We start from the raw sequence: 21,837 nt of genomic DNA, 5'->3' as shown, positions 1-21,837 counted from the left end.
TCATTTTATAAATTCTCTTTATGCGTAGTACACGCAAATTTTGTTTTCATTAATTTCTTGGATCGCAATATCTATTTCATAAATCTCACCTAATACAGATGAATCAATAATATTTTCTGTCGCTCCATCTTGTACTACAGTTCCATTTTTCAAAGCAACTACATTATCAGAATAGCAAGAGGCAAAATTAATATCATGAATAACGATGACAACTGTTTTTCCAAGTTCATCTGTTAATCTTCTTAACACCTTCATAATTTGCACCGAGTGCTTCATATCCAAGTTGTTTAACGGTTCATCAAGAAAAATATATTCAGTGTTCTGGGCAATGACCATAGCGATATATGCCCTTTGCTGCTGTCCTCCGCTTAGCTGATCCAAAAACTTATCTTGAATATCTTCAAGCTCCATATAGGCGATTGCCTCATCTACATATCTCCAGTCTTCCTTTGTTAACTTTCCTTTTGAATAAGGGAATCGTCCAAAGGAAACTAGTTCTCTTACTGTCAAACGAATATTGAGATGATTGGATTGCTTTAGGATCGATAGTTTTTTGGCAAGCTCATTAGGCTTCCAGCTACTAATTTCTTTGCCATCGATTATAATTTCGCCGGAGTCCTTTGGAATAAGACGGCTCATCATGGATAAAAGAGTACTCTTTCCTGCTCCATTAGGCCCAATAAAGGATGTTATTTTTCCTGTTTCAATATTTATATTAATATCGTTTACCACCTTTTTATGCCCGTATTGCTTGGAAACATTCTTAATGGTAATCATGCCTTATTCCCCCTTAACAGTAAGTAAATAAAGTAAACTCCACCGATAAAATTAATAATGACGCTTAAAGTGGTAGAAAAAGTAAAAACCCTTTCTACAATCAGTAAACCGCCAACCAATGCAATAATGCTGATAAAAACGGCACCGGTTATTAAGTAGGAATGCCGATATGTATTTAAAAATTGGTAAGATACATTTGCAACAAGCAGCCCTAAAAAGGTAATCGGACCGACGAGTGCGGTGGATATTGATATCATAATTGCCACAATAATTAATAGTCTTTTTACCACATAATCATAGTCCACACCCAGATTAATGGCTTCGTCCCTTCCAAGTGAGAGGACATCGAGATATTTTACAAATCTTGCAAAATATAAGGCAACTATTACAAGCAGTACAATAGACAGTGTTAATAAATCTGTATTAATATTGTTAAAACTTGCAAACATACGATCTTGAATCACCATAAAATCATTGGGGTCAATAATGACCTGCATAAAGGACGAGAAGCTTTGGAATAAAGTTCCCATTACCAAACCAACTAATAGGAGGAAGTAAATATTCTTACCTTCCTTCTTAAAAAGAAACTTATATAACAGTCCTGCAAATAAGACCATCAATATAACACAAATTAGGAAATTAAGATTTTTATTCATAACGATTCCGCTTGTTGCACCAAACACAAAGATTAAAAAGGTCTGGATTAACATATAAAGAGAATCGAGTCCAATAATACTCGGTGTTAGAATCCTATTACCCGTGATGGTTTGAAAAACAACCGTTGAAAACGCAATAGAGGCACCGGTTAAAATAATCGCTAATATTTTAATGGCCCGCTTAGGCACTACATACTCCCAATAGTTTCCGATATCTGTAAACAAAAAGATTATAACTAATGCAATGGCAATTACAGCTAGTGAAGTTAATTTAATTTTATTACGCATAAGCCTTTCTCCTTATTAATAAGTAAAGGAAAATAGCGCTTCCTATTACTCCTACGGTTAAGCCAATTGGAATCTCATATGGAAAAATGATGATTCGGCCCAGTATATCGCAAAACAGCAGGAAGTCTGCACCGAGTAAGGCAGTTTGAAATAAGTTTTTCTTCAGATTATCTCCATTATATAAAGAAACAATATTAGGAACGATTAAACCTAGAAAAGGAATTGTTCCTACCGTTAGTAAAACAGCTGCAGTAGATAATGCAACAATGACTAATCCAATATTCACAACCAGCCGGTAATTTAAACCTAGATTAGTAGAAAAATCTTCTCCCATTCCTGCAAGGGTGAATTTATTTGCAAAGAGATAGGCGATGATAACGAGCGGTACACTGATATAAATCATTTCATATCGACCTGACATCACCATGGAAAAGTCTCCCTGAAGCCATGCTGAGATACTTTGAATCAAATCATGCTTATAAGCAAAAAAAGTGGTGATGGAGCTAATGATATTTCCAAACATTAAACCTACTAAAGGAATAAAAATGGCGTCCTTGAATTTAATATTGTCTAATATTTTCATAAACAAAAATGTGCCCGCTAAAGCAAATATGGATGCAATAACAATTTTCGTTAGCATGGTTGCAGAGGAAAATAAAATTAGAGCAACTAGTATTCCTAGTCGAGCTGAATCCATTGTTCCTGCAGTTGTCGGAGACACAAACTTATTACGGGAAAGCTGCTGCATAATAAGCCCGCAAATACTCATGCTTATACCCGCGATAATAATACTAATTAATCGAGGGAACCTGCTAATAAATAAAATATCCTGTTGTTCCTCACTTAAATGAAAAAGATCGAGGGGAGTAATCCCCTTCACACCAACAAATAATGAAACGATAGATAGAACAATAAACAGGATTACTAAGATAAGCTTTTTCATATCCATAACCCGCTTTTCTGTTTTCATAGGTATTATGTAGACAAGCAACGATATTGAGATTCATTATCAATTACGTTTATTAAAAAAATGAATTCTGCAATATTGCATTCATCATTGAATGAAATTGAGATTCATTTTCAATTATATTATTAAGGAAGGAAGAATTTATGTCAACTATTTTCCGGGAATTTCTAAAGAATAATTTGGATAAATATAGAACATCCCTTTCCATTTTTATAGGAAATTCTTCTGCTCTTGTTTCGCGCACCTATCCTGACCTTTGATTCCAGCTTTCTCCTCAATCCCTGTATTACAACTTTTAGTTTCCGTAAAAAAGGAGGGCTACGAATACGCATCCACTCCTTCTCATGTTAAACTCCATTATCCATTATTGTGAAACATCTGATTCCTTCTCTTTAATTCGCTCCAACACCATTTCATAAGAGTCATTTCCATAATTTAAGCATCTCTTCACACGTGAAATGGTCGCGGTGCTGGCACCAGTTTCTTTTTCAATCACATGATATGTCTTTTTTTCCTGAAGCATTCTTGCCACTTCCAGTCGCTGTGCAAGTGCTTGTATTTCATTTATCGTGCAAAGATCATCAAAAAATCGATAGCATTCCTCAATATCCTTTAATGATAATATAGATTGAAATAATTGATCTAATGCTTTTCCCCTTAATTTATCTATTTGCATATTGTAATCTCCTTCTGTCTACTACTTATCGATTCCGACCATATTTAAATTCGGAACAATATTAATCCATGTTTTTCCTGGGACAAATTTCACTTTTTCACCATTGATAAACGGAAGAATACGGTCATCTACATTTCGCCATTCTACTTCACGATATTTTCCTTTTTGAAAAAGATACGCCTTTCCGCCTGATGTAAGATTGATATCACGGCGTCCTTTTTTATCTATTACCTTATGTTCTGATTCTACTATAAACAAATTATCTATAAGTACAGGTCTTTTCGATTCTAGGTCAGCTGTTTGCTCTCCCCCGGAAAATCGTTTAAATTTTTCCGTTTCTGCATCATATTCATATTCCACATTAAATAATGAATTTTGAGAGTAATGAATCATTATACTTTTAGCATCCTGCCCAGATACTTGAACCTTTTGCATAAAATCCAAACTGTCCGGCGGAGTATTCATTTCATAATGCTTTAACTTCGCGCCTTTTAAAATATTCTCATAAGAAATATACGAGTTATGAGGTGGCTTCCGGTCACTAGATCGCTTAAATAAGGTTCCATCATACTGTATCCCGTTAATATTATCTATATATCCGGAAGAGAGCATTTTGTATGCCTCTGGACTGTATCCGTGAGCGACATAAAAACTTCCATAGCCTTTAGCCAAATGGATAAAATAATCTCTTGCACTACGGACCGGTCCAATTCTCTTTGGCTGCTCGCTTTGATATATAGCCAAAAATCTTGTGATATCTCCCTCTGCTAATACTTCATATACAATATCAGCCTCAGCCAGCCCAGATTGTGGTCTTGCTGCAGGATAGTTATTAATCATGACAGCAACAGAACGATTTTCTTGTATAGCTTTCGTTTTAATTCCAGTCAAAGGGAAGATATACTTTGGTGTTGATTCCTTGATTGTATCTGGAACTTTCCCACTCTCAGATGGTTTATTGTTTTCCTTTTGAACCGTTTTTTCCTTATGACCGCATCCCGATAAAGCGAGTAATAATACAAGAAAAAGCATGTAAAACTTTTTAAACATTATTTTGTGCCCAACCCCTTTGGTCGATATGAATGCCTTCCTTATATTGCTGCTTTTTAAATTTTTATTATTGCTGACTTTTAGCCTTATATTTACATGTGAACACATTTTACCAAGAACCATGTAAGTATAAGGCCATTTTTAACGGAACAATTTCTACTTTAATATTTTAACGCATTATAGTTGGAAAGAGTACTGTTTTATTCATTACATCATAAATTCCACGTTGAGTAATTCGAATATAAGGAAGATGTGTTGCCGAAAAAAACAGTAATGAGTACACTGGATCACCAAAAGGATAGCCACGTTCCTTTAATAGAAGTTTTAATTGTTTTTCTTCTTCAATCAGTGTTTCCATATCCCTATCTGACATTACCCCTGCTAATATCAATGGAATTTCGTGTATTACTTCTCCATTTTCAACTAAGACAATTCCCCCGCCAATTTCTTTCATCCGATTAAAGGCGATATCCATATCCTTTTTATTTTTCCCAATTAAAATAATATCCCCTGTATTAGAAAACGACGATGCGAATCCCATGACCTTATTAGCAAACCCTTTTAGAATCGTGTTAATTCGCCACTCTCCATTACGATCTAGCAGTACGAGAAAACTTTCATTATGGGTGGTTGGGAGTTTATCTGCTGACACATCATATGTTACGGAATATGGCTTTGTTATTACATCGTTTACCATCTCAATTCCAAAAGGCATCGAGAATTGCAAATCATCATAATCCAAGTTCCAATTTAATTCTAATGGAGGAAATCCCACATCTTTCCAATCGATATATTGATCCTGTGCAATAGCCTCTCCATCTTTTTTCAGCCATATCCCTTTTGAAAGAACATGGATTGGTGTTGGATTCATTTCACTCTCTAAGAAATTAATGCTAGCTACCCTGCCTGTGGCAATCATGCCATGTAAATGTTCAATATTATAATATCTTGCCACATTATAAGAGGCCATATGATATGCATCAATTGCTGGTACTCCATGCTCCAATGCCATGCGAATGGTCATATCCAGAATACCATCTTCGTAAAATGCCGGAGTTGAACCATCCGTATTAAAAAACATGGATTGATATTGGTCGATTCCAAGTTCCTTCATTTCCTTTAAAAGCACTGGAAGGTCGGGTCTGATAGACGAATGCCTTAAAGACACGGTAAAGCCTTGTAATAATCGGTCATACACTTCTTCTCCAGTCATTGCCTCATGATCACAATCGGCTCCAAATAACATCATCTTTGCTAGTGTTTTTTCCGAAGCTCCAGGAAAATGGCCTTCAATTCTTTTCCTCATTCTTTTTGCTTCTTGTATCCAATGAAGAATTAAATCATCTCCATCCAACAGCTTTGGCCATCCTGTCAGTTCCCCTCCTTGGAGAACAGCATCATGCTCTAGCCATGATTTTACCTCACTATGTGAAAATACCGTTTCTTCTTCCCGCAGTTCTGTTTGTGAATCAAAACGGCTCCACCAATACATAGAAACAGGCGAATGTCGCAGTTGCTTCAATAAAGAAAACGCTTTCTTTTTTCCTAATAACAAAACTAACATTATATTATCATTAATTATCGTGGTTGTTCCAGTTTGTGATGCATATCTAGCGAATGATTGGGGATTATATAATTGAAACGGATGGACATGTGGCTCAATATAGCCTGGAACGAGTGTTAACCCTTTACAATCCATCACTTCACAATTGAGAATGTTTTCAGGCATCTTTTCTCCTGCGTAAACGATTCTATCCTCGTCAATCCATATGTTTCCTACCATCCACTTACGAAGAATAGAATGGAGAAAACGAGCATTTGTTAAAAGGAGTGTTGGTGATTTGAGACCGCTTACAATTGCAACTTGGTCACGAATCTGTTTATTTTTCCATCGATAACGTTGATCTAACATTAAGTATTCCTCCCTAAGGAGATCAGCTCTCTATTTATTATTATGGTACCATATCAGACCATTTAACGCATTAAAGTTTTAAAAATAAATGTAAAAATTTTGTGAAGGTGTGTGAATAATGAAAACCTCTCCTAATATTGGAATTGTTAACGCCTTAATTCGAATCACTTGCGGACTAACAATAGTTGCATATTTTACGGCGAAGCTATCTAGAAAGCCTTGGTGTAATTCATACTTAATTATGATCTTAATGGGAGCTATGAAAGTTGCAGAAGGAATTGTACGGTATTGTCCGGTTACGGAGTTATACCAAAAAGGTCAAGGAATGATGAATCAGAACAACAGTCAGCAAAAGCAGCATAATGAGAGCCAAAATAATAATCAAGATAATATTAAAAATCCGCCAAGTATACCACCTGAGCTTGCAGATTCCATTAAAGATGCATTAGACTAAACATTTAGATCCGGGGGGAGGAGTTACCACCCGGTTTTTATTCGTGAATTTATGTCTAATTCCATGAATCAGTATGAAAAGGTAGAATAAAAAACCCCGTAAAGACGGAGTTCTGCTAAATAATACTTCATTAAATGAATATAATGCTATTCGAAAAATAAAAGCTATATTAGCTTTTAACTGTTTGTAAATTTGCTTTTAACCCAATATCTTTTCGATAAAAAAATGCATCGGATTGAAGTTTTTCCATTTCAGAATATACGTCTTTGATTGCGGACGACAATGAGGTGGCTTTTGCAGCTATTAAAAGTACACGTCCACCGCTTGATACATACTGCTGATCTTTCTTTTTAGTGCCCGCATGAAAAATGAGTGTGGCAGAGTCTAAAACGGTAATATCGGGAATGTCGATTCCTTTTTGATATTGATTTGGGTAACCATCTGCAGCGAGGACAACCCCAACCACAGCATCTTGATCCCATAAGATGTCGGGTTGCTTTTCATCCAAAATATCTATGATTATTTCTACCAAATCAGACTGTAATCTTGTTAAAACTACTTGGGTTTCTGGGTCACCAAACCGTGCATTAAATTCAATTACTTTCGGACCTTGATCTGTTAATATAAGTCCAGCGTATAAAATACCGCAAAAACTCCGGTTTTCCTCAACTAGTGCCTCTGCTGTAGGAATCAATATTTCCTGTACAGCACGTTCCACCTCTTGCTCAGGAATATGGGGAACCGGTGAATAGGCGCCCATTCCTCCTGTATTTGGCCCTGCATCTCCATCAAATGCTCTCTTATGATCTTGCGCAATGACCATCGGATATACATTTTTACCATTCACAAATGCCATTAGAGAAAACTCTTCCCCTTGCAGGAATTCCTCTATGACAACATTAGCAGATGCCTTTCCGAATTTTTCATCTAGCATCATTTCTTTCAAGGCTGAAATTGCTTCTTGTTTCGTGCTTGCAACCACAACGCCTTTTCCTGCTGCAAGTCCATCTGCTTTTATCACAATTGGGGCCCCGTTTTTTTCGACATATGCCTCCGCAGCTTCATAATCCTGAAAGGTTTGATAGTCAGCAGTTGGTATATTATATTTATGCATTAACTCTTTTGCAAAAGCTTTACTGCCTTCAATTAATGCCGCTTCCTGCCGTGGTCCAAACACTTTTAATCCTACTTCTTGAAAAGCATTGACGATACCCGCTGTTAGTGGATCTTCCGGACCGACAATAGTTAAATCAATTTGGTTATCCTTAGCAAAGGCAATTAATTCAGAAAATTGATTTTCGGATATAGGTACGAGCTCGGCATCTTCGCCGATTCCCCCATTACCTGGGGCACAGTAAACCTTTTGGACTAATTTGCTTTCCTTTACTTTTTTACAAATAGCATGCTCCCTGCCGCCTCTTCCGATTACTAATACCTTCATATGCTCCGCCTTTCTGGTACGAAGGAATTCGTCCCAAAGTTTTTGTTGTCGGGGATGACCCCAGACGGACGAGCGACGAAATGGGGAATCATCCACAACGGTCATAATTCGAATAAGTTTTACGGATATCCGTTCCGCTATTTGTGATAGGGCTATTTCCCTGTGTTAGCGGACACAGTTTCCATTATCTTGTAAAAAAACAGCAATTGCCATGTGCTTCTTCACATATAGTGGATTCCGTGTCCGTTTATAAAATTCACTTACAAAACTATTCATTTTAATGTTTAAAATGGCGAATCCCAGTAAGGACCATAGCAATTCCATATTCATCAGCCTTTTTAATAGAATCGGCATCTTTAATAGAACCACCTGGTTGAATAATAGCCGTAATTCCAGCTTTAGCTGCCGCTTCAACGGTATCATCCATTGGAAAGAAGGCATCAGAGGCTAATGCAGCACCTGCTGCTTTTTCCCCCGCTTGTTCAAGGGCAATCTTTGCTGCTCCTACACGATTCATTTGGCCAGCACCAATACCTAAAGTCATGTCAGAATTCGTAACAACAATAGCATTAGATTTCACATGCTTCACAACTTTCCAGCCAAGCTTTAACGCTTCCCATTCTGCTTCAGAGGGTTCACGTTTAGTTGGAATGGTAATAGTTGCATTATCAAATGTGTAAGTATCTTGATCTTGCGTTAGCAGTCCTCCTGCTACTGATGTAATGGTCTTTTCTTGTTTGTTTTTATCACTTACTTCTACTTCTAACAAACGAATATTTTTCTTCGTTGTTAAGATAGACAGCGCTTCTTCTGAATAAGAAGGAGCTATGATGATTTCAAGGAAAATTTCATGTAAAAGCTTAGCAGTGTCTTCATCAACCTCACGATTGAAAGCAACAATACCGCCAAAAATGGATGTAGAATCCGCCTCGTATGCTTTTTTATAAGCGTCTAAAACGGTGCTTCCTGTTCCTACACCACAAGGATTCATATGTTTGACTGCAACCGCAACAGGTTCAGAGAAATCCTTCACAATTTGCAAAGCTGCATCTGCATCGCGGATATTATTGTAGGAAAGTTCTTTTCCGTGTAATTGTTTCGCATGTGCAATGGAGAATTTCGATCCTAGTGGATTCACATAAAAAGTTGCCTTTTGATGAGGATTTTCCCCATAACGCAAGGACTGCTTACGTTCATAAGTAAACGTGACTCGCTCCGGGTCATGCTCCTCAACAAGGTTTGTCATATAGTCTGCAATAATCGCATCATAAGAAGCAGTGTGACGATATACTTTTGCAGCTAATTTTTTCTTTGTTAAAGTCGTAACATCACCGAATTCTTTTAACTCTGAAAGTACCTTATTATAATCATTAGCATCTACCACCACTGTTACAAAAGCATGGTTTTTGGCTGCAGAGCGCAACATGGATGGACCACCTATATCAATATTTTCAATTGCTTCCTCTTCTGTAACATCCTGTTTCGAAATAGTTTGCTGGAAAGGATATAAATTAACGCAAACTAAATCAATTGGTTGTATCCCTTGATCTGCAATTTGACTTAAATGATCCGGTGTTCTTTTTGCTAATAAACCTCCATGAACATTTGGATGCAGAGTTTTTACTCGACCCTCCAACATTTCGGGAAATCCAGTAATATCATCGATCCCAATAACAGCTAAGCCTGCTTCCTCCAAGGCTTTTTTCGTCCCGCCTGTTGAAATAATCTCAAATCCAACTTCTGCTAATCCTTTTGCAAACTCTACTACACCTGTTTTATCTGATACACTAATGAGCGCTCTTTTCATGGTGCCTGACACCTCCATTGTTAAATATGGTTTGTAATGTTTTTGGATATAGGCGATGCTCTACTTCATGAATTCTAACTGCAAGTGTTTCTGCTGTATCATGCTCCATGATAATCAACTCTTCTTGAGCAATGATAGGTCCCGTATCCATTCCTTCGTCTACAAAATGAATGGTAACACCTGTTGTATTTACCCCTGCTGCAATTGCTTGCCCAATAGCATCTTTTCCCGGAAACTTCGGTAATAAGGATGGATGTATATTGATGATTCGCTTCTCAAATTCACGAAGGATTGTTGGACCAATCAGTCTCATATACCCCGCTAAGATAAGATATTGAATTTCTCTTTTTTGCAACTCAGAAACTATTTTTCTTTCGAAGTCTTCTTTGGATTGAAAATCTTTCGGATTAAACACAAATGACTCTATTTCTTCCTTTTTTGCTCGTTCAATAGCATATGCGTTTGGTTTATCACACACTAGTAATTTCACTTCAGCATCCAATAGCCCTACTTTTATTGAATCCACAATAGCTTGAAAATTACTGCCGCTCCCTGATGCAAATACAGCTATTTTCATCATCACAAAATCCCCTTACCGGCAAAACGTACTCCTGGTTCTTTCGTAATTTGGCCAATACGATACGCTGATTCGCCATTCTCATTAAAAAATGCAATAACGGTATCGGCTATAGCTCTATCGACCGCTACGACAAAACCAATCCCCATATTAAAAATATTAAACATTTCCTCATGAGCAATCCCACCATACTGCTCCAATACATCGAATATTGGTAAAATTGGCCATGACCCATGCTCTATTTCTGCACCTAATTCTCCTGTAAGCATTCTTGGAATATTTTCAACAAATCCCCCGCCTGTAATATGGGCCATTCCCTTTATTTCAAACTCTCTAATTGCTTTTAACACAGGCTTAACATAGATTTTTGTTGGAACCAATAGCTCTTCCCCAAGTGGATGGTCTAATTCGGGAAGCCTATCTTCTAATGAAAAATGGTGATCTTCAAAGAAAACCTTTCGTACTAAAGAATAACCGTTACTATGAATACCGCTGGAGGAAAGCCCAATTAGGACATCCCCTTCTTGAATGGTCTCACCAGTTATCAGCTCGCTTTTTTCACAAGCACCTACAGAGAAACCTGCTAAATCATATTCATCTGCTTCATATAAACCGGGCATTTCTGCTGTTTCGCCGCCAATTAAAGCACAGCCTGCTTGTTCACAGCCATCGGAAATTCCCTTTACAATTTGCTCTATTTTATCTGGAGTTGACTTGCCACATGCGATGTAATCAAGAAAATATAATGGTTCAGCTCCTTGTACCACAATATCATTCACACACATAGCTACACAGTCAATCCCAATAGAATCGTGTTTATCCATTAAAAAAGCAAGCTTCAGTTTCGTTCCAACTCCGTCTGTTCCAGAAACAAGAACGGGCTGTCTCATATTTAAAGCGGATAAATCAAATATCCCGCCAAAGCTTCCAAGCTGTCCCAACACTCCAGATCGTTTTGTCCGATCTGCATGTTTTTTTATTCTTTCTACTGCTTCGTATCCTGCCTCAATATTTACTCCTGCTTGTCGATATGCATCTGCCATTTCAAAAGCCTCCTAGCGCACAAGTTCTTTCTCATGAGGTAATACTGTATCCGGGTAAATTTCGGTAGGATATGTTCCCGTAAAGCATGCTAAACATTGACCGCAGCTTTCATTCATCTTTGGTCTGCCAATCGCTTCTAGCATTCCTTCGACACTTAAAAAGGTTAAGGAATCAGCACCAATCATCTCGCGAATTTCTTCAACACTATGGGTAGACGCAATCAATTCCTCATGTGTGGAAGTGTCAATTCCATAGAAGCATGGATTTTTCATTGGCGGTGAACTGATGCACACATGAACCTCCGTTGCACCAGCCTCTTTTAGCATGGAGACAATTCGTTTGCTTGTAGTTCCCCTAACAATTGAATCATCTACCATTACGACCCTTTTTCCTTCCACGACTTTGCGAACAGCTGAAAGCTTCATTTTTACACCTTGTTCCCGTAACGATTGAGACGGTTGAATAAACGTTCTTCCTACATATCGATTTTTAATCAATCCTAATTCATACGGAATACCTGCCGCCTCCGCATATCCAATCGCTGCCGAAATACTGGAATCCGGTACACCTGTCACTACATCTGCTTCAATAAGCGCTTCTGCAGCAAGACGTTTCCCCATATTTTTACGAGCCGTATGAACATTAATGCCATGAATATTACTATCAGGTCTTGAAAAATACACATATTCCATCGTACAAATAGCACTGTTCGTGGATAATGTAAAAGGTTCAGAGTGAAGGCCGTTATCATTAATCATAATGAGTTCCCCCGGCATCACATCTCTCACCAATGTTGCTCCGACAATATCAAAAGCACATGTTTCTGATGCCACACAATATGCATCCCCGATGCGTCCAATCGATAAAGGTCGCAAACCATTCGGATCTAAAGCTACCATCAATTCTGTTTCTGTCATTAAAAGAAATGCATATGCACCCTTCACCATCGTAAGCGCATTTTTCATTTTATCCGCAAGTGAAATATACCCGCTTCTTTTAATAAGATGTGCGAACACCTCTGTATCCGAACTCGTTTGAAAAATGCTGCCTTGGGCTTCAAGCTGATGCTTAAGTCCATTTGCATTGACTAGATTTCCATTATGAGCAAGCGCCATACTGCCTGTTTGCGAATGGAAGAGAAGCGGTTGAACATTTTCAATACCGCCTCCGCCTGCTGTTGCGTACCGAACATGACCGATTGCTGATTTTCCTACTAACTTTTCCATTTTTCCTTCTGTAAAAACTTCTGTGAGCAGCCCTTCTCCCCTTATACCGTACAAGCTCTCACCATTTGTAACGACAATTCCCGCACCTTCTTGACCACGATGTTGCAAACTGTGTAACCCGTAATACGTGATTTTCGCTGCATCTGGATGTCCCCATATTCCAAATACACCGCATTCCTCGTTTAATCCCCTTATTTCAGCAAGCATGCAATCGCTCCTCTCCAAGCTTCTTCACATTCTTGCACATTCGTTTGAATGATTATTTCTCCTTGCTCATCCCTTACAAAAAGCTCTCCCGTGTTCGTAACCGTCCCGATAAATCTCGTATCATCCACCATCTTTTCAAACTCCTCTTTGCATTCTGGATGAATGGAAACGATAAAACGAGATTGTGTTTCGCTAAATAGAGCGACTGTTGCATCCCCTTGTAAAAGCACATCCGCTCCAAGATTATCTGTACCAAATAAACTCTCTGCTAACGCTACAGCTGTTCCACCTTCTGCGATATCGTGTGCAGACGAAACCAAGCCTTGTCTAATCGCAGCTAATAATTGCTTCTGTCTGCGAAGCTCAATATCTAGATCGATTTCCGGGGCCCTTCCGAAAACTTCTCCGTTTTGATATTTTTGAAGCTCACTGCCTCCAAATTCAGCTTTTGTATCACCGATAACATAAATGAGATCTCCAGGACTCTTGAAACTTTGAGTAGTGATATGGTCAAGATCTTCTACCAGCCCAACCATCCCAACAACAGGTGTTGGATAAATAGCTGTTCCTTTTGTCTCATTGTATAAGGAGACGTTCCCACCAATGACAGGACTGTTTAAGACACGACATGCCTCGCTCATCCCATCCACTGCTTTTTCAATTTGCCAAAAAATTTCTGGCTTCTCTGGGTTTCCGAAGTTTAAACAATCTGTAATGGCTAATGGCTCTGCGCCGGAACATACAATATTACGGGCTGCTTCTGCCACAGCAATCTTCCCGCCTGTTTCAGGATCTAGATATAGATAACGAGAATTACAATCAGTTGTCATTGCTAATGCTTTACGAGTACCGCGAATTCTTACCACTGCTGCGTCTGAACCTGGTGTTACTACGGTATTAGTTCGAACCTGGTAATCATACTGTCCATACACCCATTCCTTGCTAGCGATTGTTGGCTGCTGCAATAACTGGAGCAATGACTCTTTATAATCTTCCACATTAGGAATCCCGTTTTCTATTGATTGAAATTCACGAAAATAAGCAGGCTCTTGTGATGGTTTATGGTAAACCGGTGCATCCTCTGCAAGTGCATCCACCGGAACATCTGCCACTACTTCACCATGGTGTAATAGGCGCAAACGCTTATCATCTGTTACCTTGCCTACCGCTACTGCTTCTAACCCATATTTTAAGAAGAGATCGATTATTTCTTTTTCTCTTCCTTTTTTCACCACAACCAACATTCTTTCCTGTGACTCAGAAAGCATCATTTCGTATGCAGTCATCCCTCGTTCTCGCTGCGGAATCAAATCAAGATTCATTTCAATTCCCGATCCTGCTTTACTTGCCATTTCCGCAGAAGAACTGGTTAATCCTGCAGCACCCATATCTTGAATACCAACAAGTGCGTCATTCTGAACCAATTCCAAGCATGCTTCTAATAAAAGCTTTTCCATAAACGGATCTCCCACCTGAACAGCAGGGCGTTTCTCGTCAGATTTCTCACTTAATTCTTCGGAAGCAAAAGTCGCACCATGAATACCGTCTCTTCCCGTTTTCGCTCCTACATACATGACGGTATTTCCAATACCTTTTGCTTGGCCTTTTTGAATATCCTTATGATCAATTAATCCGACACACATTGCGTTTACAAGTGGATTTCCATCATAGGAAGGTTCGAATTGAATTTCCCCTCCTACCGTTGGAATACCGATGCAATTTCCATAACCAGCAATCCCCGCTACAACCTCTTTAAATAAGTATTTCACTCTCGGAGAATCCAGTTCCCCAAAACGTAATGAATTTAAAAGCGCGATTGGTCTTGCCCCCATTGAAAATACATCACGAATAATTCCACCTACACCTGTTGCAGCGCCTTGATAAGGCTCAATTGCCGATGGATGGTTATGGCTTTCAATTTTAAATACCACCGCTTGCTCATCACCGATATCTACAATACCTGCACCTTCACCAGGTCCTTGCAATACTTTTTCACCTGATGTCGGAAATCTCTTTAGCACAGGCTTGGAATTTTTATAGCTGCAGTGTTCAGACCACATAACAGAAAATAGCCCTGTTTCTGTATAGTTCGGAATTCTTCCTAATATGTTTTCAATCATGGAAAATTCATCATCTGTTAAACCTAATTCACGGTAAAGCTTTTCTACTTTTATTTGTGTTGGATTTGGTTCAAGCATTAACGACATGTGCTTCCCTCCAGTTTCTCACCATCGCTTGGAAAAGTTTTAATCCGTCAGCACTTCCTAAAAGTTCGTCTACTGCCCGTTCAGGGTGCGGCATCATCCCAAGAACATTTCCTTTTTCATTGACAATCCCTGCAATATCAGAAACGCTCCCGTTTGGGTTATTTTTATAAGTGAACACGATTTGGTTGTTTGCTCTTAATTGCTGCAATGTAGCATCGTCACAATAATAATTTCCCTCACCATGTGCAATTGGGATACGAATAACATCACCTTGATCTAAAGAATTTGTAAACATCGTACAGTTATTTTCCACCACTAAATCCACTGTACGGCATATAAATTGCAGACTGTCATTGCGTCGCATTGCGCCTGGCAATAATCCTGACTCAAGTAAAATCTGAAAGCCATTGCAAACTCCAAGTACAGGTTTTCCAGCATCGGCAGCCTTTACAACTTCCTTCATTACGTTCGAGAAACGGGCAATAGCTCCTGATCGTAAGTAATCTCCGTAGGAAAAACCACCAGGCAATAAAATACCATCAAATTCATCAAGGTTATTAGCATCATGCCACACATACTCTACTTCTTCGCCGAGTTCATCTTTTATAGCGTGGTACATATCAACATCACAATTAGATCCTGGGAAGACGATTACCGCGAATTTCACTGAGCAACACACTCCTCAATCTCATATCGATAATCTTCAATCACTGGGTTTGCCAGCAAACGTGTGCAAAGCTCATTCACAACTTCTTCAATATTACGGTCTGTTTTTTCAACATTTAACTCCATATATTTGCCGATTCGAACATCTTGGACCTCTTGATAATTCATGGTGTGGAGTGATTGCTTAACTGCTGTTCCTTGAGGATCCAATACGCTTTCCCTTAATGTTACGTAAACTTTCACCTTATACATGAGCTGTTACCCCTTTCAACCTGTTTAAAATTTCTGTGTAAACAGTTTTCAGATCACCTAAATCTCTGCGAAAAACATCTTTATCAAGCTTCTCATTGGTTTTTACGTCCCATAATCGACAAGTATCTGGAGAGATTTCATCCGCTAGTAAAATTTCGCCATTCGCGTCTTTTCCAAACTCCAACTTAAAGTCTACTAAGCGTATACCAAGCTGCAAAAATAGCTCTAATAAAACTTCATTAATTTTAATAGCTTTCTTTCTTAGCAGATTTACCTCTTCTAAACTAGCAATTCCCAATATTTCAATATGATCCTCTGTAATGATTGGATCACCTAGTTCATCATTTTTATAATAAAATTCTACAACTGGTTTTTTTAAAGGTGTTCCTTCTTCTATCCCAAGCCGCTTTGCTAAACTGCCTGCAATCACATTTCTTGTAACAACCTCTAAGGGTATTATGGAAACCTGCTTTACGAGTTGCTCTGTTTCCGAAATTTTCCGGATAAAGTGGCTTTCTACCCCCATTTCCTGAAGATTGGCAAAAATCAAGCTGGAAATCTCGTTATTTAATATGCCTTTCCCTGTTATTTCGGATTTTTTCACCCCATTAAAAGCAGTGGCAGAATCCTTGTACTCGACCCATAAAACCCCTGTTTCCTCTGTTGCATAAATTCTTTTCGCTTTCCCTTCATACAGCAGCTCATTCTTTTCCATATTTTTACACCTCACCAGTTGATTTAAGAAGTTTGTCCAGAAGAGCGTGCTCTTCTGAACAAACTTTCTTAAAGATAAGTAACTATAAGTGTCTAATTTGTCTAGCTCGAAATTGGCACTTCAAATTTCACCAGCGCCCATCAGCTAGCAGATGAGCAAGGCGCTTACGCTTTTCTTATTGCAAACCTAGTCTTTCAAATATAGTGTCGACATTTTTTAAATGGTAGTTATAGGCAAAGCAGTCAGCAATTTCTTCTTTGGACAATTTACTTTGAATGGTTGGGTCCGCTTCGATTAATTGTCTGAATGGCACTTGTTTCTCCCAAGCTTCCATTGCCTTTGGCTGAACAGTATCATATGCTGCTTCTCGGACCATTCCTTTGTCAATAAGGGCTAATAATACTCGTTGGGAATAAATTAAACCTAAAGTACGATCCATGTTTCGCTTCATGTTTTCCGGGAATACCGTTAAGTTTTTTACAATATTTCCAAAGCGATTAAGCATGTAATTAATTGCAATCGTTGCATCAGGAAGGATAATACGCTCTGCCGAAGAGTGAGAAATATCTCTTTCATGCCATAGCGGAACATTTTCATAAGCTGTTAACATATAACCGCGAATCACTCTTGCCATTCCTGTCATATTTTCTGAGCCAATTGGATTACGTTTATGTGGCATAGCAGATGAACCTTTTTGCCCTTTTGCAAAAAACTCTTCTACTTCACGAGTTTCACTCTTTTGTAAGCCACGAACTTCGACTGCGAATTTTTCAATAGAAGTCGCGATTAAAGCAAGAGTTGCCATGTAGTGCGCATGGCGATCACGTTGTAGGGTTTGAGTAGAAATAGGTGCAGGCTGCAATCCTAATTTTTCACAAACATATTTTTCAACAAATGGATCAATATTGGCATATGTACCAACTGCTCCAGAAATCTTTCCAAACTCTACTCCTGCTGCAGCTTGCTTAAATCGTTCCAAGTTGCGTTTCATTTCTTCATACCAAAGTGCCATTTTTAATCCAAATGTCGTTGGTTCTGCATGAACCCCATGGGTTCTCCCCATCATTACGGTATATTTATGTTCTTTCGCTTTTTCCTTTAAAATTTCTATAAAGTTTTCCAGATCTCTTAATATAATTTCATTCGCTTGTTTCAATATATAGGAAAGAGCAGTATCGACCACATCTGTAGATGTTAAACCATAATGAACCCATTTTCTTTCTTCCCCAAGGGATTCAGAAACTGCTCTTGTAAATGCAACCACATCATGTCTCGTTTCTTCCTCAATTTCCTTAATTCGCTCCACCTTGAAAGTTGCGTTCTTACGAATTTTTTGAACATCCTCTTTGGGAATCTCGCCAAGCACAGCCCATGCTTCACATGCTAGGATTTCAACTTCCAGCCAAGCTTGAAAACGATTTTCCTCTGTCCAAATTGCGCCCATTTCAGGTCTAGTATAACGTTCAATCATGAATGTTTTCCTCCGATTCTAATTCCAAATAGTACTTTGCTCAAGTTCCACCAATGCGTTTTCTACATCATCTGTTAAAACGGTCACATGACCCATTTTTCTTTGATATTTAGGTGCTTCTTTTCCGTATAAATGAATGGACCATTTCGGTTTCTGCGGAATCTGTTCCAATACCTTATCAACATGCTGCCCTAAAATATTCACCATAATCACAGGGCTTAATAATTGCGGCTCTCTTAATGGCCAATTACAAATCGCCCGTACATGCTGAGCAAATTGAGAAATCGCACAAGCTTCGATAGAATAATGCCCTGAATTATGTGGTCTTGGTGCCAGTTCATTAACAAATAACTCACCGTCACGAGTCAAAAACATCTCGACAGCTAAGGTACCGACTAGATTTAAATGACCCGCAATTTTTTCCGCTAGTGTATAGGCATTTTTCATCACTTCATCGGTTGTTCTCGCAGGAACAATCGTTTCATGCAAAATATTGTTCACATGAATATTTTCACCAATCGGAAAGCATTTCAATTCACCAGAAACACTTCTAGTGACAATTACAGAAACTTCCTTTTCAAAAGGAATCCATGACTCTAGCACACAGTTTCCGTGTTCAAGTAATGCAGAAGCCTCATGTATATCTTCTTTATTTTGTAAAACATATTGACCCTTTCCATCATAACCGCCGCGAGCTGTTTTCAATACACATGGAAATCCAAGCTGCTCCGCTCCATTTTCGAGATCTTCGACTGTCTCGATTACCCAATATGGTGCCACTTTTACGCCTGAATGTTCTAAAGCGTTTTTTTCCAAAATCCGGTCCTGTGTAATTCTGATGATTTCAGCACCCTGTGGAACATAGGCTATTTCAGTTAACCATTGAAGAGCATCATAATCAATATTTTCAAACTCAAAAGTGATAACATCACTATTTTGTGCTAATTGCAGCAAAGCCTGTTTATCATCATAAGCTGCTGTAAGTTCTATGTCTGCGACCTGACCGCACGGGGAATTTGGAGTAGGATCAAGTACTGCAATTTTATAACCAGCTTCTTTTGCAGCAAGTGCCATCATTCTCCCTAATTGTCCGCCGCCAATAATTCCAATTGTTTTTCCTGGTGATATAAATCGATTATCCAAGTTGACCACTGCTTTCGATTACTTGTTTTTTTAATACTTCCCGTCTTTCATCTAATCTAATAGCAATTGTTTCATTATTCGTAGATAGGATTTGTGCTGCCAAGAGTCCTGCATTTGTCGCTCCTGCTTTTCCTATTGCCACAGTCGCAACCGGAACACCGCCTGGCATTTGGACGATTGATAATAAAGAATCAAGTCCATTTAATGTCTTTGACTGGACAGGAACACCAATCACTGGAAGAGTTGTTTTCGCTGCTACCATCCCTGGTAGATGAGCAGCACCGCCGGCTCCTGCTATTATTACCTTTATACCTCTTTCTCTTGCCTTTACGGCATATTCAAACATCAAATCAGGTGTTCTATGAGCAGATACTACTTTCTTTTCATAAGGAATCTTTAACTCTTCTAATATATCACATGCGAATTTCATTGTTTCCCAATCAGATGTGCTTCCCATGATCACTCCGACTTCAATCGACATCTCTCAATCCGCCTTTTTTATAAAATAAAAACCCAGGTAAACTGCTCCCTCAGTATGAGAGAAAGCAGTTTATCTGGGTGATAAAACCGAATCTTTAACAAATACACCATAAAAAACCCAATATATCCACTTTCCCTCATAGTCCAAACATTTACGGTGTCTGGGTAGAGACGTATGGGCCATATTCCCATTATATATGAGGTACTATACTATTCACTTTGACACTTTCATCTTAACAGGTTATGTAATGAGAGTCAACACAATAATCGAACATTATATTTAATTATTATATCAACGTTCGGATTTTAGTTGATTTTCCGTCCTTCAAATATTATTTTTCTTCCTGCGGGCTCGTAATCTACCTGTCCATTGTGAGAAACCTCTTTAAAAATTGGCTTTTCTATTCTTCTAATGGGACGATAACCTTCTTGATCCATTCGTTTTAAACAATCTTCTATTGTTTCATTATCTAAAACTTCAAATTGCTTTTTAGAGTTGTTGGGCATCCTCTAAATTCCTTTCTAATACATTTATTAATATTTTTATTATAGTATTTAAAAATTATTTTAAACAGTGAAATTTTGGGGAGCATTAGTTATTAATTAGTGGATCTATAATTTTGTGGAGGTGATACATTTTTGATCTGCCATTTCCTGTGGATGGAAGATCCAAGGCCTTCAAGATTTTCGTCGCTACTGTTTGTGATGAGATTTCCAAAAAATCCCGCACTTCCTTATTTGCAATCACCTTTTTATTGAAAAGAAGAGAAAAATCTATTAATGATTCTATATGTGCAGTTTTAGAAGCGCAGTGGCAGGATGGGCAAACCCATTTCCCATGGTTTCTATACATAGGGATTTTGCAGCAATTTGGACAGTGCGTACCTCGTAGGATTTCATTTTTATTAATATTTAATTGATTTAATACATCATACTCGTCAGGGGTATGTTTCTTTAGGAGGAATTTTATCAGTTTAGTTAGTTGGTTTTTATTTAATATTTCTTTTTTGTACATTTTTGACAGATTTTCGATTTGTATTAAAAGACCCGCACTTTGAGTAATAATGGTCGAGGGACGTCTGGGTTGTCCTTCAGTCTTTATTAGGGTAGATGTATTACTTATTACTACCTGAGGGATGATTGGTATATTTGGAAATTTACTTGATTGGAGAAAGTTCTTCAGTTGGAATTGATGTCTATTAACTTGTGAAACAGGATCCTGAAAAGCTTGTTCTACCCCATTTTTTGTTCTTATTAACTGATTAAAGTTGTAATCGAATGTTATGATACCACTGATATTTTTTACTTCAAGAATGGTAATAAAATTTGGGGAAAGTATTAGCGTATCTATCTGAAAGTGATGGTTTTGATAGGGCAGTCGGAGGTAGTGGAAGATATAGTATTGTTTTTCTGGAAGGAAACTCAGGAAGTAATCCAAAGATTTCTCTCCTAGATAACCAGCCCTTATTTTATGATATTCTTCATTAATAATTGCCATTTTGCTATGTAAAGGATGTAATCTTCTTAGCAAAATTTCCAACTTTCGAAGTTTAATTGGAACCCCTCTTTCTTTTGTTATCAATTTTGTCAGCTCCTTTTAAATAAATTTATGTCAATATTCTATATATCCCTATCTTTTCCTTCTTTTTTACGGGCATAAAAGAAAAATCTCGCGATTATTTGGCATTTTCTCGTCAAACTTTACTTTTATCTCGTCAAAACAGCAGTTAATCTCGTCAATTTGATGTTTTATCTCGGCAATCAGGACTTTAGACCTAACCCAAACATACAAAAAAGCCACAGATCGAAATCTGTGACTTT

The 21,837-nt window shown here is 38.1% G+C and carries 21 protein-coding genes and 1 riboswitch; of the genes, 1 reads left to right on the top strand and 20 read right to left on the bottom strand.

What is annotated here, in order from left to right:
- Nucleotides 1–18 precede the first annotated feature (18 nt).
- The 6 genes from CWO92_RS15825 to CWO92_RS15795 all read right to left on the bottom strand — a co-directional run bounded on the left by CWO92_RS15825 (nt 19) and on the right by CWO92_RS15795 (nt 6,326).
- Nucleotides 19–777: an iron ABC transporter ATP-binding protein gene (locus tag CWO92_RS15825; RefSeq protein WP_101355190.1), complete on the bottom strand. Its 759-nt coding sequence runs from the start codon at nt 775–777 to the stop codon at nt 19–21.
- A complete protein-coding gene (locus CWO92_RS15820) occupies nt 774–1,721 on the bottom strand; it encodes an iron chelate uptake ABC transporter family permease subunit (protein WP_101355189.1) in 948 nt (315 codons plus the stop codon). Before CWO92_RS15820 ends, CWO92_RS15825 begins: the two co-directional genes overlap by 4 nt.
- The gene (locus CWO92_RS15815; protein ID WP_101355188.1) at nt 1,714–2,664 is read right to left on the bottom strand and encodes an ABC transporter permease; all 951 of its coding nucleotides are present in this window, start codon (nt 2,662–2,664) and stop codon (nt 1,714–1,716) included. Before CWO92_RS15815 ends, CWO92_RS15820 begins: the two co-directional genes overlap by 8 nt.
- Nucleotides 2,665–3,052: 388 nt before the next feature.
- Complete coding sequence (locus tag CWO92_RS15805; protein WP_101355186.1) at nt 3,053–3,364, bottom strand: YerC/YecD family TrpR-related protein; 312 nt, start codon at nt 3,362–3,364, stop codon at nt 3,053–3,055.
- A 21-nt stretch (nt 3,365–3,385) separates the two neighbouring features.
- Nucleotides 3,386–4,414, bottom strand: coding sequence for a DUF3048 domain-containing protein (locus CWO92_RS15800; protein ID WP_101355185.1), 1,029 nt, complete (start codon nt 4,412–4,414; stop codon nt 3,386–3,388).
- Between the two features lie 169 nt (nt 4,415–4,583).
- Nucleotides 4,584–6,326, bottom strand: coding sequence for an adenine deaminase C-terminal domain-containing protein (locus CWO92_RS15795; RefSeq protein WP_101355184.1), 1,743 nt, complete (start codon nt 6,324–6,326; stop codon nt 4,584–4,586).
- 118 nt (nt 6,327–6,444) lie between these two features.
- Between CWO92_RS15795 and CWO92_RS15790 the strand changes: the two genes are divergently transcribed.
- Complete coding sequence (locus CWO92_RS15790; protein WP_101355183.1) at nt 6,445–6,780, top strand: YgaP family membrane protein; 336 nt, start codon at nt 6,445–6,447, stop codon at nt 6,778–6,780.
- A 169-nt stretch (nt 6,781–6,949) separates the two neighbouring features.
- On the opposite strand, the gene purD is transcribed toward CWO92_RS15790, so the two are convergent.
- The 14 genes from purD to CWO92_RS15720 form a co-directional block, all read right to left on the bottom strand.
- A complete protein-coding gene (gene purD / locus CWO92_RS15785) occupies nt 6,950–8,221 on the bottom strand; it encodes a phosphoribosylamine--glycine ligase (RefSeq protein ID WP_101355182.1) in 1,272 nt (423 codons plus the stop codon).
- A 277-nt stretch (nt 8,222–8,498) separates the two neighbouring features.
- Nucleotides 8,499–10,028: a bifunctional phosphoribosylaminoimidazolecarboxamide formyltransferase/IMP cyclohydrolase gene (gene purH, locus CWO92_RS15780; protein WP_101355181.1), complete on the bottom strand. Its 1,530-nt coding sequence runs from the start codon at nt 10,026–10,028 to the stop codon at nt 8,499–8,501.
- A complete protein-coding gene (gene purN, locus CWO92_RS15775) occupies nt 10,009–10,608 on the bottom strand; it encodes a phosphoribosylglycinamide formyltransferase (protein WP_101355180.1) in 600 nt (199 codons plus the stop codon). Before purN ends, purH begins: the two co-directional genes overlap by 20 nt.
- A complete protein-coding gene (purM, locus tag CWO92_RS15770; protein WP_101355179.1) occupies nt 10,608–11,648 on the bottom strand; it encodes a phosphoribosylformylglycinamidine cyclo-ligase in 1,041 nt (346 codons plus the stop codon). Before purM ends, purN begins: the two co-directional genes overlap by 1 nt.
- A 12-nt stretch (nt 11,649–11,660) precedes the next feature.
- Nucleotides 11,661–13,082, bottom strand: a complete 1,422-nt coding sequence (gene purF, locus CWO92_RS15765; protein ID WP_101355178.1) for an amidophosphoribosyltransferase — start codon at nt 13,080–13,082, stop codon at nt 11,661–11,663.
- Nucleotides 13,067–15,289: a phosphoribosylformylglycinamidine synthase subunit PurL gene (gene purL / locus CWO92_RS15760; protein ID WP_101355177.1), complete on the bottom strand. Its 2,223-nt coding sequence runs from the start codon at nt 15,287–15,289 to the stop codon at nt 13,067–13,069. The genes purF and purL overlap by 16 nt, the downstream gene beginning before the upstream one ends.
- A complete protein-coding gene (gene purQ, locus CWO92_RS15755; protein ID WP_101355176.1) occupies nt 15,273–15,956 on the bottom strand; it encodes a phosphoribosylformylglycinamidine synthase subunit PurQ in 684 nt (227 codons plus the stop codon). The genes purL and purQ overlap by 17 nt, the downstream gene beginning before the upstream one ends.
- A complete protein-coding gene (gene purS / locus CWO92_RS15750) occupies nt 15,953–16,207 on the bottom strand; it encodes a phosphoribosylformylglycinamidine synthase subunit PurS (RefSeq protein ID WP_101355175.1) in 255 nt (84 codons plus the stop codon). Before purS ends, purQ begins: the two co-directional genes overlap by 4 nt.
- Nucleotides 16,200–16,922 (bottom strand): phosphoribosylaminoimidazolesuccinocarboxamide synthase, encoded by a 723-nt coding sequence (gene purC, locus CWO92_RS15745; protein ID WP_101355174.1) that lies wholly within the window; start codon nt 16,920–16,922, stop codon nt 16,200–16,202. The genes purS and purC overlap by 8 nt, the downstream gene beginning before the upstream one ends.
- Before the next feature lie 175 nt (nt 16,923–17,097).
- Nucleotides 17,098–18,393, bottom strand: coding sequence for an adenylosuccinate lyase (gene purB / locus CWO92_RS15740; protein ID WP_101355173.1), 1,296 nt, complete (start codon nt 18,391–18,393; stop codon nt 17,098–17,100).
- A gap of 18 nt (nt 18,394–18,411) precedes the next feature.
- Nucleotides 18,412–19,536: a 5-(carboxyamino)imidazole ribonucleotide synthase gene (gene purK / locus CWO92_RS15735; protein WP_101355172.1), complete on the bottom strand. Its 1,125-nt coding sequence runs from the start codon at nt 19,534–19,536 to the stop codon at nt 18,412–18,414.
- Nucleotides 19,529–20,017 carry a 5-(carboxyamino)imidazole ribonucleotide mutase gene (gene purE, locus CWO92_RS15730; protein ID WP_101355171.1) on the bottom strand — a complete coding sequence of 163 codons (489 nt, stop codon included), beginning with the start codon at nt 20,015–20,017 and terminating at the stop codon, nt 19,529–19,531. Before purE ends, purK begins: the two co-directional genes overlap by 8 nt.
- 119 nt (nt 20,018–20,136) lie before the next feature.
- A riboswitch (purine riboswitch) is annotated at nt 20,137–20,237 on the bottom strand.
- Between the two features lie 85 nt (nt 20,238–20,322).
- On the bottom strand, nt 20,323–20,523 hold the full coding sequence (locus CWO92_RS15725; RefSeq protein WP_101355170.1) for an NETI motif-containing protein: 201 nt from the start codon (nt 20,521–20,523) through the stop codon (nt 20,323–20,325).
- A gap of 85 nt (nt 20,524–20,608) precedes the next feature.
- Nucleotides 20,609–21,598, bottom strand: coding sequence for an NERD domain-containing protein (locus CWO92_RS15720; protein WP_101355169.1), 990 nt, complete (start codon nt 21,596–21,598; stop codon nt 20,609–20,611).
- Nucleotides 21,599–21,837 lie beyond the last annotated feature (239 nt).

This window comes from Heyndrickxia camelliae (assembly GCF_002844575.1).
Classification (GTDB): domain Bacteria; phylum Bacillota; class Bacilli; order Bacillales; family Bacillaceae_C; genus Margalitia; species Margalitia camelliae.
The sequence above is the reverse complement of the archived record's forward strand: the minus strand, read 5'-3'. Positions and strand labels throughout refer to the sequence as shown.